Annotated in this window: 16 protein-coding genes; 11 read left to right on the top strand and 5 right to left on the bottom strand. The window is 40.7% G+C overall.

The annotated features are described in order from the left end of the window. Positions 1-91: 91 nt before the first annotated feature. The gene (locus V6E90_RS17310; RefSeq protein WP_262756842.1) at positions 92-1,276 is read right to left on the bottom strand and encodes an alpha-hydroxy acid oxidase; all 1,185 of its coding nucleotides are present in this window, start codon (positions 1,274-1,276) and stop codon (positions 92-94) included. A 136-nt stretch (positions 1,277-1,412) separates the two neighbouring features. Here V6E90_RS17310 and V6E90_RS17305 point away from each other — a divergent pair, with 136 nt between their 5' ends. From V6E90_RS17305 to V6E90_RS17295, 3 genes are all read left to right on the top strand, one after another. Then, positions 1,413-2,327, top strand: a complete 915-nt coding sequence (locus tag V6E90_RS17305; protein ID WP_016540544.1) for a LysR family transcriptional regulator — start codon at positions 1,413-1,415, stop codon at positions 2,325-2,327. Positions 2,328-2,663: 336 nt separating this feature from the next. Then, entirely contained in the window at positions 2,664-2,789 is a 126-nt protein-coding gene (gene ykgO, locus V6E90_RS17300; RefSeq protein ID WP_005183685.1) for a type B 50S ribosomal protein L36, read from the top strand. 108 nt (positions 2,790-2,897) lie between these two features. Next, entirely contained in the window at positions 2,898-3,371 is a 474-nt protein-coding gene (locus V6E90_RS17295) for a copper resistance protein NlpE (RefSeq protein WP_023270144.1), read from the top strand. 98 nt (positions 3,372-3,469) lie between these two features. Here V6E90_RS17295 and tsf read toward each other — a convergent pair whose 3' ends face one another. Both tsf and rpsB read right to left on the bottom strand, forming a co-directional pair. Further along, the gene (tsf, locus tag V6E90_RS17290) at positions 3,470-4,345 is read right to left on the bottom strand and encodes a translation elongation factor Ts (RefSeq protein WP_004652724.1); all 876 of its coding nucleotides are present in this window, start codon (positions 4,343-4,345) and stop codon (positions 3,470-3,472) included. A gap of 138 nt (positions 4,346-4,483) precedes the next feature. Further along, positions 4,484-5,236 (bottom strand): 30S ribosomal protein S2, encoded by a 753-nt coding sequence (gene rpsB, locus V6E90_RS17285; protein ID WP_004652723.1) that lies wholly within the window; start codon positions 5,234-5,236, stop codon positions 4,484-4,486. Positions 5,237-5,470: 234 nt separating this feature from the next. Between rpsB and map the strand changes: the two genes are divergently transcribed. The 5 genes from map (at position 5,471) to V6E90_RS17260 (ending at position 11,899) form a co-directional block, all read left to right on the top strand. Further along, positions 5,471-6,295: a type I methionyl aminopeptidase gene (gene map, locus V6E90_RS17280; protein ID WP_016540537.1), complete on the top strand. Its 825-nt coding sequence runs from the start codon at positions 5,471-5,473 to the stop codon at positions 6,293-6,295. A gap of 205 nt (positions 6,296-6,500) precedes the next feature. Further along, the gene (locus V6E90_RS17275) at positions 6,501-7,595 is read left to right on the top strand and encodes an OmpW/AlkL family protein (protein ID WP_065343008.1); all 1,095 of its coding nucleotides are present in this window, start codon (positions 6,501-6,503) and stop codon (positions 7,593-7,595) included. Positions 7,596-7,977: 382 nt separating this feature from the next. Continuing rightward, a complete protein-coding gene (locus V6E90_RS17270; protein WP_023270146.1) occupies positions 7,978-9,324 on the top strand; it encodes an MFS transporter in 1,347 nt (448 codons plus the stop codon). 83 nt (positions 9,325-9,407) lie between these two features. Next, the gene (locus V6E90_RS17265; protein ID WP_332606023.1) at positions 9,408-10,544 is read left to right on the top strand and encodes a porin; all 1,137 of its coding nucleotides are present in this window, start codon (positions 9,408-9,410) and stop codon (positions 10,542-10,544) included. A 149-nt stretch (positions 10,545-10,693) separates the two neighbouring features. After that, positions 10,694-11,899, top strand: coding sequence for an MFS transporter (locus V6E90_RS17260; RefSeq protein WP_332606022.1), 1,206 nt, complete (start codon positions 10,694-10,696; stop codon positions 11,897-11,899). Between the two features lie 329 nt (positions 11,900-12,228). Here the strand turns inward: V6E90_RS17260 and V6E90_RS17255 are convergent, their stop codons facing one another. Continuing rightward, positions 12,229-13,416 carry a trypsin-like peptidase domain-containing protein gene (locus V6E90_RS17255; RefSeq protein ID WP_016540532.1) on the bottom strand — a complete coding sequence of 396 codons (1,188 nt, stop codon included), beginning with the start codon at positions 13,414-13,416 and terminating at the stop codon, positions 12,229-12,231. A gap of 188 nt (positions 13,417-13,604) precedes the next feature. On the opposite strand from V6E90_RS17255, the gene V6E90_RS17250 reads away from it, so the two are divergent. The 3 genes from V6E90_RS17250 to V6E90_RS17240 all read left to right on the top strand — a co-directional run bounded on the left by V6E90_RS17250 (position 13,605) and on the right by V6E90_RS17240 (position 16,187). Then, complete coding sequence (locus V6E90_RS17250; RefSeq protein WP_065343013.1) at positions 13,605-14,363, top strand: Nif3-like dinuclear metal center hexameric protein; 759 nt, start codon at positions 13,605-13,607, stop codon at positions 14,361-14,363. A 347-nt stretch (positions 14,364-14,710) separates the two neighbouring features. Then, the gene (locus tag V6E90_RS17245; protein ID WP_016540530.1) at positions 14,711-15,334 is read left to right on the top strand and encodes a superoxide dismutase; all 624 of its coding nucleotides are present in this window, start codon (positions 14,711-14,713) and stop codon (positions 15,332-15,334) included. Between the two features lie 226 nt (positions 15,335-15,560). Then, positions 15,561-16,187 carry a superoxide dismutase gene (locus V6E90_RS17240; protein WP_004652711.1) on the top strand — a complete coding sequence of 209 codons (627 nt, stop codon included), beginning with the start codon at positions 15,561-15,563 and terminating at the stop codon, positions 16,185-16,187. A gap of 306 nt (positions 16,188-16,493) precedes the next feature. Here V6E90_RS17240 and V6E90_RS17235 read toward each other — a convergent pair whose 3' ends face one another. Beyond that, positions 16,494-18,098 (bottom strand): isocitrate lyase, encoded by a 1,605-nt coding sequence (locus V6E90_RS17235; protein ID WP_016540529.1) that lies wholly within the window; start codon positions 18,096-18,098, stop codon positions 16,494-16,496. Between the last annotated feature and the right edge of the window lie 163 nt (positions 18,099-18,261).

Here is an 18,261-nt window from a genome sequence, read left to right as displayed (position 1 = left end):
TTTATTTAAGGCGCATGACCCCTATCGCCTATAGTTTCCATCTATAAGACAGGTCATAATTTAAGCGGATAATTAAAAGTAAAAAGACACTCTAATCTGAAGATCGACAATTGATGAGCATACTGGGATTCAGCTCATGACAACGATTGACACCTAACATTGCCATATTACGATCGACTTCATCACGTAGCAGGCTAATCGCATGTTCTACGCCTGTATCGCCTGCTACAGCAGCTGCATAATTAAATGGTCGTCCAACAAAGACCATCTTTGCCCCTAAAGCAACCGCTTTAAGCACATCTGAACCCCGTCGAAAACCACTATCAATCATGACAGGATAATCTGAGCCTAATGCCTGAACGACATCCGGTAAAATTCGCATGGGAGAAGTTGCTCCATCCAATTGACGACCGCCATGATTAGATAAAATGATGCCATCTGCCCCCATTTCTTTGGCAAGACGAGCATCTTTAACACTGAGCACCCCTTTAATCACCAAATGTCCTTGCCAATAGTCACGAATTTGTTTGAAATGTTCCCAATTTAAATGATCTCTGGCAGAAAAATCACGCAGCACATTGGCAGATAGGATTGGCGCCCCTCTCGTCGCAAAGGAGTTTTCAAAATGAGGCATCCCATACTTCATAAATGTCCGACAGAAGGTTCCAAATAACCACGAAAGTCGAGTCAGCCCATCCCAAGCCAAACGCAAACTTGGACGTAATGGTGTCGAAAAGCCTGAACGCACATTATTTTCCCGATTTGCAGAAACGGGTATATCGACCGTAATCACCAGTGTCTTAAAACCAGCGTTCTTTATCCGCTCCAGCAATGCCAAAATGCGCGGTGTGTCTCCAGGAAGATAGGCTTGAAACCATGTATCTGGCGCGGCTTTTGCCACCGTTTCTAAGGGGATTAAGGATGAACCACTCATAATTGAAACAATATTGGCAGCTTGTGCAGTACGTGCTAAAACCACATCTCCCCGATAGGTTGACAATGCATTTAAGCCCATAGGAGCGATGCCAAAAGGTGAATGATAAGTTTTTCCAAATAGCTCTACTTTTTGATCTCGCTTAGAAACATCTGTTAAGACCTGCGTGATAAAACGATAATTTTTAAATACGCTACGATTATCCTGAAGGCTCGTATTTTCCTCTGCTGCGCCAGCAATATAACCAAAGATTGGCCGAGGTAGTTTTCGACGTGCTTTTTCCTCAAAATCTTGTAAGCATAAAATATCTTCCAGCACTTTAGGTATGTTCTTAGAAGACATCTTTCCTCCTTGAATATTTTGCTTATGTGCATCCATAAAAGTCGCTCATCCATTTTCCACAATCTACTTTATAGTGATAGAGGAACATAAATAAAAGCGGTATTATTCAAACAAGGTTATTCGGAAAAATCGAACAATGTCATCTCCTACCATTAAGCAATTGGAAGCTTTTTATTGGGCAGCAACATGTGATAATTTTGCTATCGCAGCACAACGTCTACATATATCAGTTTCGTCGTTATCACAAAGAATTCATGAATTAGAAGGCATTTTGGATCATCAACTTTTTGATCGTAGTGGACATCGAGCTGTGTTAACTGAGGATGGAGAACGCTTATTAAGTATGGCAAGCAAAGTACTTGAAGCTGTCATAACACTACAAACAACCTTTACGGATAAACAAAAAGGCTTGAATGGTAGGTTAAAGTTTGGTGTTGGAGAGTTATCAGCACTAACATGGCTACCCAAATTTATTGCCATTGCCCAGAAAGAGCACCCGCTCTTACATTTGGAACCCTATGTTGATGTTGGTGCAGTACTTGAACGGAAATTAGAGGCTGGTGAACTAGATTTTGCTATTATGGCTGGTCGATCGTCTAAAAGTAGCATTCTCTCCCAGTCGATTATGAAAGCTGATTTTGTATGGATGATCGCCGAGCCATTACTCGATCAGACCTCAGCTCAAGATTTAATAAGCCTATTAACTCAACATACACTCGTTACCCTACCTGCAGGAGCGGGAACAACCCGTATTTTGGATGACTGGCTATTAGGTCAGAATATTCATGAAATTAAGCGTATCACTTGTAATCATTGGAGTGCTGTTGCTGGAATGATTCGAGAAGGTGTTGGTATTGGCTTTTTACCTAAAGGTTGGATGGAAAATGGCGTAGGTACCTCACTGATTCAACTTGAAAGTAATCCACCATTAGCCCCACTCCATTACGCTTTTCAATGGAGACGCGGGGATATTCGAAATATTATTCCAACCATGCAAACCTTAGTCCGTGAACATATCAACTTTTCGCTAAGACCGAATGATATTTTATGAAGTTTTGCATACAATCTAAGTTACCAACAACAAATATAAACTTACAATTAGTTGATATATCTATATAAATCTAAATTTTTTCTTATGTTTTGCTAACTCAAAAAAAATCGTTTAACTCAACAAAAGAGTTAATAATTTAAACAGCGCTTAAACCCTGCCAAGACTGAGACCGTAAGTTCGAATCTCCTTTCCAGATTCAAAAGCCCTTTTCGAAAGATAAGGGCTTTTTTATTTCCAATTCCCACCTTTTTATTCAGGCTTTCGACAATGTGGCGAGCTTTACAACACAAATTAAATGCAATATTATAACATTACATTTACTTATAAAGACCCAAAATGAAAGTCTGCTCATCCCTTAAAAGCGCAAAACATCGCAGTCCCGATTGCCAGATTGTAAAGCGTCGCGGCAAGTTATTTGTCATCTGCAAATCAAACCCTCGCTTCAAAGCAAGACAAGGCTAACTCGCCTTGCTTTACCAAAGGTTAAATAACCCTTACATTCCCTTACTACCATTTCTTTTTAAAATCTAATAACTTGGATATTAATGTTTTCACAAGGTTATATCTAAGATGAAAAAATCAATTATCGCCATTTCTTTAGCTTCTATTTTTTTAGTTGCATGCAATAAAGCAGAAACACCAAAAACTGATGAACAAACCCCAGCTGCAACGAGTACAGAAAACAGCGCTGAAGTTGTTGATAGCGCACATACAGCAGAAAACTCATTAGATTGGAATGGCACATATAAAGGTGTACTCCCTTGCGCAGATTGCGAAGGAATTGAAACCGAACTTGAACTTAATCTAGATAAAACTTACGAGCTCAAAGAGACTTATCTTGGCAAAGGTGATGGTAAAGCATTTGAAAGCAAAGGTAGCTTTACTTTTGACAGCAAAAACACCTCTATTATTGAACTCGACAAAGCCGGTGATGGCCGTAAATACTTTGTTGCTGAAGGCTACTTAAAAGCCCTCGACACAGAAGGCAAAGAGATTACAGGCGAATTAGCTGACAAATACGAACTCAAGAAAGAAGCTGAATAAGTTATTTCTACCGATAAAAGCCCACTCAATATAGTGGACTTTTCTACAGGCAATAAAAAACCCAGTCAGAATGACTGGGTTTTTTTAGAAGATACGAATTACTTCGCAGCAGCTTGAGCAGCAGCAACTTCTTCTGCAAAGCTCATTTCAGCTTTCTTCTCAATACCTTCACCCACTTCGAAACGAACGAATTGAGCGACAACAGTACCAGTTGCTTTCAATACATCAGCAACTTTCTTGTCATTATCGATAACATACATTTGACGATCAAGAGCAACTTCGTTCAAGTATTTTTCAACTGAACCCGTTACCATTTTCTCAACGATGTTCGCTGGCTTACCAGATTCTAATGCTTTCGCTTCAGCAATTTCTTTCTCTTTAGCGATCAAGTCAGCTGGAACAGCTTCAGCATTTACAGCAACTGGGTTGAACGCAGCAACGTGCATTGCAATACCTTTACCAGTGTCAGCATCACCTGTGTAAGAAACAACAACACCGATTTTTAAACCGTGTTTGTAAACAGCCAAGTTTTCGCCTTCAACGATTTGAGCACGACGAACTTGGATGTTTTCACCGATTTTTTGAACCAATGCAACACGAGCTTCTTCTACAGTTGCGCCGTCTTCAAGCTTAAGTTCAGCAATTTTCGCAGCATCAGTTTCGTTTGCAGCAAGTGCAGCAGCAGCAACTTTATCAGAGAAGTTTTTGAAGTTTTCGTCTTTAGCAACGAAGTCAGTTTGACAGTTAACTTCAACAAGAATTGCTTTGTTACCGTTTTGAATAATAGTGATCGCGCCATCAGCAGCAATGTTACCTGCTTTTTTAGCAGCTTTTGCTTGACCTGATTTACGAAGGTTATCAATCGCAAGTTCGATGTCACCGCCTGCTTCTGTTAATGCTTTTTTGCATTCCATCATTGCAAGACCAGTACGGTCACGTAATTCTTTTACCATGCTCGCAGTAACTGCAGTCATGTTGATCTCCTAAAATCGGTAGAAAATAAATCTGTTCAACAAAAACGGCCCAAAGAATCTCTGGGCCGTTTGCAATCTCGACGCTTTAATTTGCCACCATTACATGTCGCAAAAATGACAAGCTTGCGTCAAAACGCATTAAGCCTCAGAAGCGTCTTTAGCAGCGTCGTCGCCTTTAGCTTGTGCATTTGCTTGTGATTGAGCATATTCTTTACCAGCAAGAATCGCATCAGCCATAGCAGAAGCATATAAAGTTACTGCACGGATCGCATCGTCGTTACCCGGAATAACGTAATCAACGTTGTCTGGGTTAGAGTTTGTATCAACGATACCGATTACAGGAATACCTAAGTTTTTCGCTTCTTTGATTGCAATCGCTTCGTGATCAACGTCGATTACAAATAATGCGTCAGGTAAACCACCCATGTTCTTAACGCCGCCTAAAGCACGTTCAAGTTTTTCCATCTCACGAGTACGCTCTAAAGCTTCACGTTTAGTAAGCTTAGCAAAAGTACCGTCTTGAGATTGAGTTTGAAGATCTTTTAAACGGTTGATAGATTGGCGAAGTGTTTTCCAGTTCGTCAACATACCACCTAACCAACGGTGATCTACATATGGTTGACCAGCGCGTTGAGCTTGTTCACGGATGATGTTAGAAGCAGCTCGTTTTGTACCAACGAACAATACTTTGTTCTTTTTGCTCGCCAAGTTGTTAACGAAGTTCAAAGCATCATTTAACGCAGGAACAGTGTGCTCAAGGTTGATGATGTGAATTTTGTTACGTGCACCAAAAATGTATTGACGCATTTTTGGGTTCCAGAAACGAGTTTGGTGACCAAAGTGTGCGCCTGCTTGAAGAAGGTCGCGCATGCTTACGTTGTAATCTGCCATTTTCTTTACCTTAAAGTTTGGGTTAGGCCTCCATATATCCGCATTCTCCACCTATTGCTAGGCACCCAGAGTAATGTGTCGATATATGTGCGGATTTTTTTACGACTATTGTTATCAGATATCTTCGTAAAATCTTTTCATAAATAATAAAAGATAGTCACGAAAAGCATTTGATAAAATAGGCGGCTATTTATACCATAGACGCTTGCAAATTACCAAAAGTTTTTAGAGATCATGAATACAACTTATACAGCGCCTCGTCGATTAATCAAAACACCTGAAGAAATTGAAAAGATGCGTGTTGCAGGGAAATTGGCGGCTGAAGTTCTAGACATGATTAAACCGCATATTAAAGCGGGTGTGAGCACACTAGAACTCGATACAATCTGTCGTAATCATATTGAAAATGTTCAACAGGCAATTCCTGCATGCGTAGGCTATGGTGCTGCCCCAGGGCGCCCTGCGTTCCAACATTCTATTTGTACTTCGGTGAACCACGTGGTTTGTCATGGTATTCCATCTGAAAATAAAATCTTAAAGAACGGTGATATTCTAAATATTGATGTAACTGTGATTAAAGATGGTTATCACGGCGACACCAATATGATGTATGTCATTGGTGGTGAAACATCGATTCTTGCCAATCGTTTATGTTCAGTCGCACAAGAAGCCATGTACCGTGGTATGGCAACGGTAAAAGATGGTTCATACCTTGGCGATGTTGGTTATGCTATTCAGCAATATGTTGAGTCTGAACGCTTTAGTGTGGTGCGTGAATATTGTGGTCACGGCATTGGCAATGTGTTCCATGATGAACCACAAGTTTTACATTATGGGCAAAAAGGTACAGGTATGCGTCTAGAGGCTGGCATGACCTTTACTATTGAACCAATGGTAAACGCAGGTGTTTGGCAGACTAAACTTTTAGGTGATAAGTGGACGGTTGTCACAAAAGATCACAAGTTATCTGCTCAATATGAACATACGATTTTGGTAACACAAACAGGGATCGAAGTACTTACCGCTCGCCCTGAAGAAGATCTATCACGCTTTATGTAATTCATAATCTTTGAATTATTTTTAAAAAGTCACTTCGGTGGCTTTTTTTATCTCTTCACAATTTCTTCATCAATTTATTTAAATCAAACAAAAATATTCATAAGCATAACAATTATAAAATTTAACTAAACAAAGCCTGCGTAAAAATAGCGTTATGGTGGGCGCAAGAAAAATCCTAACAAACTTCTGGACATGGAGTCCCAAAATGATGAAGAAATCATTCGCTTGCCTGATTACAGGCGTATGTGCCCTACCGACACTTGCTTTCGCAGACTCACCTTATTTTAGTTTGAAAGATGGAGATGGGTTTAAACGCTTTTCGGTTTCCGTAGGTGCTTTGTATGTAAAGCCAACAGGTAAAGCACAACCCGTCAAAGTTAACACTGCTGTTGCAAACGGAGAACAATCCAAAGTTGGAGATGTTTCAATAAAAACCGTTAAAGACAGTATATCTAAAGATATGGACCCTAACCTATCAACAGCTTTCATTAATTTTTTAGATGGGTTGGGACAAGAAACCTTACCTGGTTCATTAAGTGGTAATGCCGAAATCTATGGTCTAAACGAATGGAATAACCCAGGTACAGGATTAGAAGCAGATGATGTCATGACTCTTGGCATCATGACAAATTACTTCTTCACTGATAATGTTTCACTTGAAGTTAAAGCAGGTATTCCACCAAAGGTCGACATTCAAGGCAAAGGGCAAATTTACGCACCATTAACAGCTACAGCACATCCATCAATAGAACTTCCTATTATTGGAGGGATAGATTTACCTTCAATCGATTTAGAAAAACAAATTTTCATTACTGACCTAGAAGCACATGGTACAGCAGCAACGGCTAGAGCATGGACGCCAGCTTTTGAACTCCAATATCATTTCGGTAAAACAGGTGTAAATAAATTCAGACCCTATGTTGGATTAGGTCTAATGTATGCTTATTTTAATGAGCTGAAAATCAATTCCGCAATCGAAAATGATCTAATCAATGCTGGACATATGATTGTCAATATTAAAGATGGTAAAGCAGGTGCAGCCTTGGATCAAAAGACTAGCTCTGGTGATCCAAAAGTTAAATTAGAAGCTTCAGATGCATTTGCACCTGTTGCCACTGCTGGTTTTACTTATGATTTCAACGATCGTTGGTTTGCCGTTGGTTCAGTTTCATATGCACACCTTACAGGAGAAGCAACAATAACCGTGAATGATTCTAAATATGGAGAGCTCATTCGCGCAAAAACAGATATCGAGATCAACCCTATTTTAGGTTATGCAGGTGTCGGTTACCGTTTCTAAACTCTATTTAATAAAAAAAGCAGCACTCGCTGCTTTTTTTATTATGCAACCTCTCAAAGCACTACGATCAAAAATCACGCACTATGAATAAGCAGTTTTTATTAATTTGTCTGACATAGACACTCCTTTTGCTTCCTGTACATCAATCACAATGTTGTTAATTAACTTAATCTACGCATAAACACCTTGATGATTAACATTTTAAATTATTCATTTGGTTAATTTATTTTTCTGGCACGGCACTTGCTATATATCAAACACATGGAATCAACGACGATTCATAAACATATTTGATGACGGCCAACGACGTCCGTTCTGTTCGATTTGCTTAATCAGCGTAATGCCTAAGCAAAATAAATGACGTGCAGTTCAGGAGAAAGTTATGTCTTCACCAATGAATATTGATGCAAAAAAAGCCACAGAAATAAAATTATTTAGCTTTTCTACGCCTGCCATGCGTGCCTTCCATATGACATGGCTGGCATTCTTTGTCTGTTTCTTCGCATGGTTTGCCTGTGCTCCCCTCATGCCAGTCATCAAAGGCGAGTTCAATTTAACCAAAGACCAAATCGCCAATATCAACATTGCTGCGGTTGCGATTACTATTTTAATTCGCCTCATCGTTGGCCCACTCTGTGATAAATACGGCCCACGCAAGACCTACACTGCTCTTTTACTGCTTGGCAGTATTCCTGTTTTTGGTGTTGCTGCGGCCAATACCTATGAATCCTTCCTGTTCTTCCGCTTATTGATTGGTGCAATTGGTGCAAGCTTTGTCATTACCCAATACCATACCAGTGTGATGTTTGCACCCAATGTTGTGGGTACAGCCAATGCAGCTTCAGCGGGTTGGGGCAATGCGGGTGGTGGTGCGACTCAAGCAATTATGCCGCTTATCTTAGGTGCGATTGTCATGTTTGGTGTTGAACAAGCGATGGGTTGGAGAATTGCATTACTTGTGCCAGGCATCATGATGCTAATCGTTGGCGTACTGTACTGGAAACTCACTCAAGATTGCCCTCAAGGAAACTTTAAAGAGCTTCGTGAACAAGGTATCGAAGTTGGTGCTGGCAAAAAAGGCGGCGTTGCGATTCTGATGCAAGCTGCACGTAATTATCGTGTCTGGATTCTATTTGTCTCTTATGCTGCATGCTTTGGTATCGAGATTTTTATTCACAACATTGCCGCAATGTACTATGTCGATCACTTCAATATGGGGCTTAAAGAAGCAGGTTTGACTGCAGGTATTTTCGGTCTGCTTGCCCTATTTGCCCGTGCGCTCGGAGGTTATCTTTCAGATAAAGTTGCGATCACTAAAGGTTTAGATGGCCGCACAAAAGTATTGTTTATCATGATCCTATGTGAAGGCTTATTCCTCATACTTTTTTCTCAGATGAATACCGTCGCACTTGCAATTATCAGCATGACCGTTTTTGCCTTGTTTACCCATATGTCTTGTGGTGCAACTTACGCGCTTGTGCCATTTATTGATCGCAATGCTCTAGGTGGTGTTGCTGGTATCATTGGTGCAGGCGGTAATGTCGGTGCTGTTGCTGCAGGCTTCTTACTCAAAGGTTTACTGGATGTACAAACCTGCCTGATGATTTTAGGTGCGTTGGTGACCGTAGCCGCATTCAGTGTCATCCTTATTCGCTTCTCTGTCGAACATAAAGCCAAAGAACAACAATTGTTCGAGCAAGCTGTATTAGAACGTAATTCTCTCGCTTAATCACAGCACATTTTGTGTGGGATAAACCCTCCCACACAATTTCCAAATTAAATACTTCAACACCATTTTTCAGGGGTCTCAATATGAAATTGAATCTTCTTGGCTTTGCCATGCTTGGATGCTTAACCACGACTACTTTTGCAGCACCTACACTTTATGGGGAAATTGATGCAAGTATCGATTATTTACCAGAAAAAAATGCTCATCGTTCGGATAAAGATGTCTGGGAAGTGAGCTCCAATAGTTCCTATCTCGGTCTTAAAGGAGATGAGAAACTGACTGAGCGCCTAAGTGCGGTCTATGCAATTGAATGGGGATTGAGTGCTGATGGTGATGGAACAGACTGGACACAACGAAACCGCTTTGTCGGCTTAAAGGATAGTCAATTCGGTACGCTCAAAGTGGGGAAACATGATACCCCAGTTAAACAGCTCTCAAGTACAGTTGATATTTTCAACAATTATGTGGCCAATAAAGCAGATATCGGCGGTATTCTGACTGGAGAAAATCGAATTGATAATGTTGTGCTCTATGAGTCGCCAGCCATTCGCCTCTCGAAAGGTGTGATTAAACTCAATGCTTTGCTCGCCAGTGGAGAATCCTCTGGAATTAAAAGTTCGAGTGGTGGTGCAAAAGTTGCTGGTCGTGGCTTAGGCGATGCATGGTCTGCCAGTCTGGTTTATGAACATCCATTTTTTGTCGCAGGACTTGGCTATGACAAAGCCATTCCGAGCACTTTTGCAGGACGTGGTTTTCTCAATGTTGCCACAGGACAGGCTTATACCACCGACACACAAACGTTTGCCGCAGCAAATACCATACGTGCCATCGGACGTTTAAATCCAATAGAAGGCTTGGCAATTAAAAGCTTGTATCAACGTTCCGATGTTGAAGAAAGCAACTATGCAGACCCCGCTGAAGCAACAAAATGGGCCACAAAAGCCAATAATATTGATGATGCTCAAGGCTGGTTACTGGGTGCCGAATATATTCTTCCAAGTGCAAAAAAATGGATGCTGAAAGCACAATATAGCCAGAATGATACCCGTTTTAAAAATAGCACAGCTGATTTTAAAGCCAAGCAAATCATGCTTGGGGCTGACTATGCCTTTAATAAGCAGGTGAAAAGTTATGGCTATGCAGGTTATTTAGCGCTGGAACAAGCAGATAAAAAAGACAAGCAACCCGTTGTCGGGCTCGGTTTGGAATTGAAGTTCTAAACACAATTTAGATTTTCAATATAAGCGGTCAATATTCTATTGTCCGCTTATATTGTTGAGCATTGAAGTACAATTATTTTTGATTAGAATCGAAATATTGGTCGAAGTATTTTAGAATACTTTTCACTTATTCCAAGATTACAACAACAATGTCAAACGCTCAATTTTCCAAACAATTGGTCTATATGCTGATCGGAAGTGCGCTGATTCTTGCACTTTCCTTGGGTGTACGCCATGGCTTTGGTTTATATCTGGTGCCCATGAGCGATAGTTTTGGTTGGGGCCATCATATTTTTAGTTTTGCGATTGCCATGCAAAACCTGATCTGGGGGGCTGCACAACCCTTTACTGGTGCGATTGCTGACAAGTACGGTACTAAAAAAGTCGTGATGGCAGGAGGTGTACTCTATGCTATTGGATTAATCCTTATGGCGTTTAGCTCTACGGGGCTACTACTTAACCTCAGCTTAGGGCTCGTGATTGGACTTGCCCTATCTGCGACCTCTTTTACAGTATTGCTTTCTGCAGTTGGTCGCGCTGCGCCACCAGAGAAACGCAGTATGGTGATGGGGATTGCCAGTGCTGCGGGTTCCTTTGGCCAGTTTATTATGCTGCCTTCAACTCTGTTACTCCTTAAAACCATCGGTTGGTCTTCTGCTTTACTGGTGAGTGCCTTTGCTATTGCATTCATTGTTCCCTTGGCTTGGTTATTGAAATCCCCTTCTTCCACAGCACCGAAAGCGCTGAATCAACCCAGCCTTAGCTTTAAACAAGTTTTACACATCGCAAGAAAACACAAACCGTTTTGGTGGTTATCCCTCGGCTTTCTGGTCTGTGGTTTCCAAGTGGTATTTTTAGGGGTACACCTACCTGGTTATTTAATTGATCATGGCTTTGATGCCACAACAGGTACGATATTCTTGGCACTGGTCGGTCTATTTAATATTGTGGGAACCTATGGTGCTGGTTGGTTAGGTGATCGCTACTCAAAACCAAGATTGCTGATGCTGCTTTATGGTTTACGTGGCATTGCCATTATTGCTTTTCTCTTGCTCCCACTCAGTACATTGACCGTTTATAGTTTTGGGATCATTATGGGACTACTCTGGCTGTCAACGGTCCCGCTCACTAATGGGATTGTGGCCAATATGTTTGGGGTCAAATATTTATCCATGCTCAGTGGTATTGTGTTCTTTACCCATCAAATCGGCTCATTCTTTGGCGGCTGGCTCGGTGGGGTCAATCATGATATTGCAGGCAACTACAATATGATCTGGCTTGCCTGTTTAGTACTGAGTGCTTTTGGTGTGGTTATCCATCTTTTCGTGAATGAAGAGGCTGTGATTCATGACTAATATAGAACGTCATTTTAAGTGGGTATTGTTTGTCACGCTTCTGTGCTTGATGAGTCTTTCGATCTTAATCTGGTTTCAAACCCCTGATTTATTTGAGTACTTCAATCAAGCATTTTGTGCGCATTGAAGCAGACAGCTCGTACTTTATCATTGTCATATAAACATCAAAGCTCTGTCATCAAACCATCAAATTTCGATGCTTTAATAAAAAATAAAAAATTCGATAAAATGCAAAAAGCTTGTTGATCAACTGGTCAACAAGCTTTTTTTATGCCTTCAAATAAATAAAGGCTGCGCATCGGCAGCCTTTATTTATCATCCAAGCGACATTACTGTTGTTGACGCTTAGGCAATGGAATATATTGCGATTGTGCATTCTGCTGCACTTTACGCTCTCCAACTTTAACCTGTAAAGTTTGTTGCTTGCCTTCACGCTCAATCACCACATCAATTAAACTTTCTGGTGCTTGTAACGCAACATAATTAATCAAATGTGATGCCGATGAAATTTGCTCATTGTTCACTTGAATAATCTTATCGCCACGCTTAATACCTGCAGAATCAGATGGTCCACCACGTAAGACATCGGCAACAGTGACACCAATCGGTTTAGCGGTCAAAACATCTTCATCAAGGTTATTTGGAATTAAGCTAATCCCTAACCAGCCACGTACCACACGACCATCTTTCAAGATTGAATTAAGAACTTGCTGACACACTTTGGCTGGTATCGCAAAACCAATCCCAAGGGAGCCACCAGATTGCGAGAAGATAGCCGTATTGACCCCTATCAAATTACCCGCAACATCAATCAATGCACCACCCGAGTTACCTGGGTTAATTGCAGCATCCGTTTGAATAAAATCTTCATAGGTATTAATACCCAAATCCGAACGTCCAGTTGCGGAGATAATCCCCTGCGTTACGGTTTGACCAACACCAAATGGGTTACCAATCGCAAGCACAACATCACCCACTTCATTGCCACTGAGCTTAAATGGCAACACTGGTAATTTGTCCAATTCAATTTTGATTACCGCCAAATCGGTGTCTGGATCAGTTCCTATCACGGTCGCTTCAGCACGGCGTCCATCTTGTAAAGCCACAACAATATGTTCAGCCTGTGCAATCACATGATTGTTGGTTAAAATATAACCATCCGCACGTACAATTACGCCTGAACCCAAACTGTTTTCATTTTGAGGTTGCTGCGGCATTTGATTGCCGAAAAACTCACGAAACACAGGATCATTCAGCAATGGATGATTCATCTGTTTCACTTTTTGCGTGGTAAAAATATTGACCACAGCAGGCGCTGCCACTTTCACCGCAGCACTATATGAAACCACCCCACCCGTACGCGTGGTATCAATCAGTGGCTCAACCTTTTCTGCGGGCATTTTCACCCCGTCAGCAGCCACTGTTGGCTTCGGTTGATGTGATTTCTGCCAAGCCAGAAAACTAAAAATAACAAGAATGAGTAATACCCAAGGTAACCATGTAAATGCACGGCGCACGTCTATTATCCTCTAGGCGAAATTATGTGATGAACGTAATTTATTGAAGAACTGGAAGTTTCCACTATTGTAAAGTAAATTGCTTAAAATCAATGCAAAAGTTAAAAAAGTTTTGTCTAGCTTTAGTTACATTTAAAAATATGTTCTTATGGTTGCTGAGAAAAGATGTAAAAAAATTGAGGAATCACATGGCAAATTTGCATGACCTTGTGCAATGGTGTAACCAGACTTTAAAAGCCAATGAATTTAAAGACTATGCACCAAACGGCTTACAAATCGAAGGCAAGCCCGAAGTCAATAAAATTGTATGTGCTGTGACTGCATCTGAAGATGCGATTGATGCTGCAATTGCCCAACAAGCAGATGCCTTATTGGTTCATCATGGCTATTTTTGGAAAGGTGAACCCTACCCAATTACAGGAATGCGCGGCAATCGTATCAAGAAACTGATTCAAAATAATATTTCCCTGATTGCCTATCATTTACCTTTGGATGCACATCCAACTTTAGGCAATAACATCGCTATTGCCGATTTGATTGGTCTACACGATCTAGAAGCATTAGATCCAAGCGAAAAACACCCAATCGGTAATATCGCCTATTTAGGCGATTCCCTGAATCCTGAACAATTTAAAGCGAAGTTACAGAGCATTTTTGACTTTAATGTGATTCATCTGCCGAGTGATAAAACGCTAATCAAAAAAGTAGGCTTCTGCACAGGTGGTGCGCAAGACTTTATCGCCAAAGCAGCTCAAGCAGATTGTGATGCTTATATTTCTGGTGAAGTCAGCGAACGTACCTTCTATGAGGCAAAAGAACTGGGGGTACATTATTTCGCCTGTGGTCACCATGCCACTGAACGTTATGGCGTGCAGCGTTTGGCACAAGCCATTGCCCAACAATTTTCAATCGAAACTGAGTATTTTGAGCTCAACAACCCGATTTAACCCGATCCAATGTTGAATGGAGTGAAGTTCGTTTCACTCCTTCCCTTTGTATTTCAACTCAATGTTTAAACCAATACCTGTGCAACTTGAGTGATTGAAATAATCAAGTATTTCTCACTGCAATACCTCTGTCTACTTTTAATAGACTAAGAATCAAAGACTTGTTCGTATTGCTCAGCCAATTCAAGACCTAATAAAAGCAATGATAAATAAAATTTATTTTTTATCCCTTTTTATATAGATAAAAGCAAATTAAAAGATATTGATTCTCATTTGCTTTTAAATAAATAATGAAGGCGCTTTAACTTATGCCAATAAAATCATTTTGATTAAAAGGAATCAAACACATGGCCTATTCTTTACCAGCGCTTCCTTATGCTTACGATGCACTTGAACCCAATATTGATACCAAAACCATGGAAATTCACCATAGCAAACATCATCAGACCTACATCAATAATATCAATGGTGCAATTGAAGGAACAGAATGGGAAAAACTCCCTGTAGAAGAATTGGTTGCCAAAGTGAATGACGTCCCTGCTGGTCTTAAAAATATGGTGATTAACAATGGTGGCGGACACGCCAATCATTCACTTTTTTGGACGATCATGAGCCCACAAGGGGGTGGACAACCAACAGGAGCTGTTGCTGAAGCAATTGATCAACAACTGGGTGGTTTCGATGCATTTAAAGATGCATTCACCAAGGCAGCGATTAGTCGTTTTGGCAGTGGTTGGGCATGGCTAAGTGTCACACCTGAACACAAATTAGTGGTCGAAAGTAGCGGCAATCAAGACTCGCCCTTGATGCATGGTAATACCCCTATTTTAGGTTTAGATGTATGGGAACATGCCTACTACTTAAAATATCAAAACCGTCGTCCTGAATATATTGCTGCCTTTTATAATGTGGTTGATTGGGATGAAGTCAATCGTCGTTATCATGATGCATTACAAGCCAAAACTCAGTAATTTTCATAGTAGTCCAAGTTAAATTAGCTTCTCTATAAAAATAAGTTAGAGTTTTTTGCAACGTTCACCAACTCAGCTAAAAACTCTAATCATTGTTGTATGGTATATGTCTCATAAAGAAATTTTTTGCATATTTTGTGTATTAAAAGACTGCCCTATTGTCTATAGAATCATTTACAATAAAGGCACTTAATGTAAAACCCAGCAAATTTGCAAGGAATGAAACATGACAACCATTACTTTACCTGCACTTCCATATGGCTATGATGATTTAGCGCCACACATCACTCGCGAAACTTTAGAATACCATCACGATAAACACCACAATACTTATGTTGTTAACTTAAACAACCTAATCAAAGGTACTGACCTTGAAGGTAAAACTTTAGAAGAAATCATCAAAGCATCTGCTGGCGATGCATCTAAAGCAGGTATCTTTAACAATGCTGCGCAAGTATGGAACCATACATTCTACTGGAACAGCATGAAACCAAATGGTGGTGGTAAGCCAACAGGTGCGATTGCAGCGAAAATTGAAGAAGCTTTTGGTAGCTACGAAAAATTTGCAGAAGAATTCACTGCTGCTGCAACAACTCAATTCGGTTCAGGTTGGGCTTGGTTAGTTGCTGATGAAGTAAACGGTAAATTATCGATTACTAAAACTGCCAATGCAGATACGCCACTTGCTCATGGTCAAGTTGCAGTATTAACCATCGACGTTTGGGAACATGCTTACTACATCGACTTCCGTAACTTACGTCCAAAATACATCGCTACTTTCTTAGAAAGCCTAGTAAACTGGGACTATGCAAATGCAAAACTTGCAGGTCAACCAGCAGGTGTTGAGAAATAATTGATTATTTCTTGAATAAAAAACTGCTCTTGATGAGCAGTTTTTTTTGCGATGCGATTTAGCATCCATCAGAGCAAACCAACCTGACTACAATTAGAATGAAAAACTTAAGTTTAATTGATACTCACACCGTTCAATTGTTTTAAAAGCCGCCCTCTTATCTCAGCTCGAAAAAGCCCCCGCCCTAATAATAAACTTAAATTCAGCCACCCCTAGCACTAGCTCTAAATCACCACAATACATCAAATTTTTAAGCAATAAAAAAACCCTGCTTTCGCAGGGTTTTCTTTTGAATCAGTTCAGTGCTTAGTGAGCAGCGAATTGGTTCATTGTGTTTTTAGCATCATCGTGCGCTTTAAGAGCGTTGTCACCAGAGAAGATTTCTTTGTGATCATCACCGATGTCAGAACCCGCCATTGCTTGGTGTTTAACACAAGCGATACCACCACGGATTTCTTTACGTTGTACGCCAGCAACATAAGCCAACATACCCTCAGAACCGAAGTAACCTTGTGCAAGTTCATGAGTAGAAAGCGCAGCAGTGTGGTAAGTCGGAAGTGTGATCAAGTGATGGAACACACCCGCTTCACGAGCAGCATCAGCTTGGAAAGTACGGATCTTAGCATCAGCATCAGCCGCTAATTCAGTCGCATCGTACTCAGCGCTCATTAATTTAGCACGGTCGTAAGCAGAAACGTCTTTACCTTCAGCAACCCAACGGTCGTAAGCTTGTTGACGGAAGTTTAAAGTCCAGTTGAATGATGGGCTGTTGTTATAAACAAGCTTCGCATTTGGAACTGTTTCACGTACACGGTTAACCATGTGAGCAATTTCTTCTACGTTTGGAGTCGCAGTTTCGATCCAAAGAAGGTCAGCACCATTTTGAAGGCTAGATACACAGTCAAGTACAACACGGTCAATTTGAGTGTCAGCACGGAACTGATACAAGCCAGAAGCTAAACGCTTAGGACGATGTAATTTACCATCACGTTTGATTAGGATTTCGTCTTCTTGGGCATCAGCGATGTCGATTTCAGTTGTATCTAGGTAGCTGATGTATTGAGAAGCGATGTCGCCTGGCTCTTTAACCACTGGGATTTTTTGAGTCAAGTCAGCGCCTTCAGAGTCAGTACGCGCAACTATGATACCGTCATCAAGACCCATTTCTAAGAATGCATAACGTAATGCATGGATTTTAGCGATGAAATCTTCGTGTGGAACAGTTACTTTACCAGCTTGGTGACCACATTGTTTCGCATCAGAAACTTGGTTTTCGATTTGAAGTGCACAAGCACCCGCTTCGATCATTTTCTTAGCAAGTAAGTAAGTTGCTTCTTCGTTACCAAAACCTGCATCGATGTCCGCAATAATTGGCACAACGTGAGTTTCAAAGTTGTCGATTTGAGCAGTGATTTCAGCAGCTTTAGCCGTATCACCCGCTTCGTTTGCTTTTTTAAGTGCGCGGAATAAATCGTTTAATTCTTTCGCATCAGCTTGACGTAAGAATGTGTAGATTTCTTCGATCAATGCTGGAACAGATGTTTTTTCGTGCATAGATTGGTCAGGAAGTGGACCAAATTCTGAACGAAGTGCAGCAACCATCCAACCAGAAAGGTAGATATAACGACGTTCAGTTGTACCAAAGTATTTTTTATTCGCGATCATTTTTTGTTGCGCGATAAAACCGTGCCAGCAACCCAATGATTGAGTATATTTGCTAGAATCAGCATCATAAGCAGCCATATCACGACGCATAATCGCAGCTGTATATTTAGCAATGTCTAAACCAGTTTTGAAACGGTTTTGTAATTGCATACGAGCAGCATCTTCAGGACTAATATCTGCCCAAGTGTTGCCAAATTTTGCTTTTAATTCGCGGATTGCATCAATCGCTGTTTGATATGTAGTCATGATATATTCCTTTGAGGATTGGCATCGAATGAGGGCTAGGAAATCCTGATTTTAGTTAGTCTAGATTTCAAGCGCCCCATCAACATGTCTCAAAGCTTAGTCTTTGGCAAGCGATTTATCCAATATTCTGGCTTAATCTTCAGTATTTTCTAAAAAAATATAT

Origin of the sequence: Acinetobacter sp. ESBL14 (assembly GCF_036668815.1) — a bacterium.
GTDB lineage: Bacteria > Pseudomonadota > Gammaproteobacteria > Pseudomonadales > Moraxellaceae > Acinetobacter > Acinetobacter gyllenbergii.
Note: the sequence above shows the minus strand (reverse complement) of the source record. Positions and strands in the feature narration are given on the sequence as shown.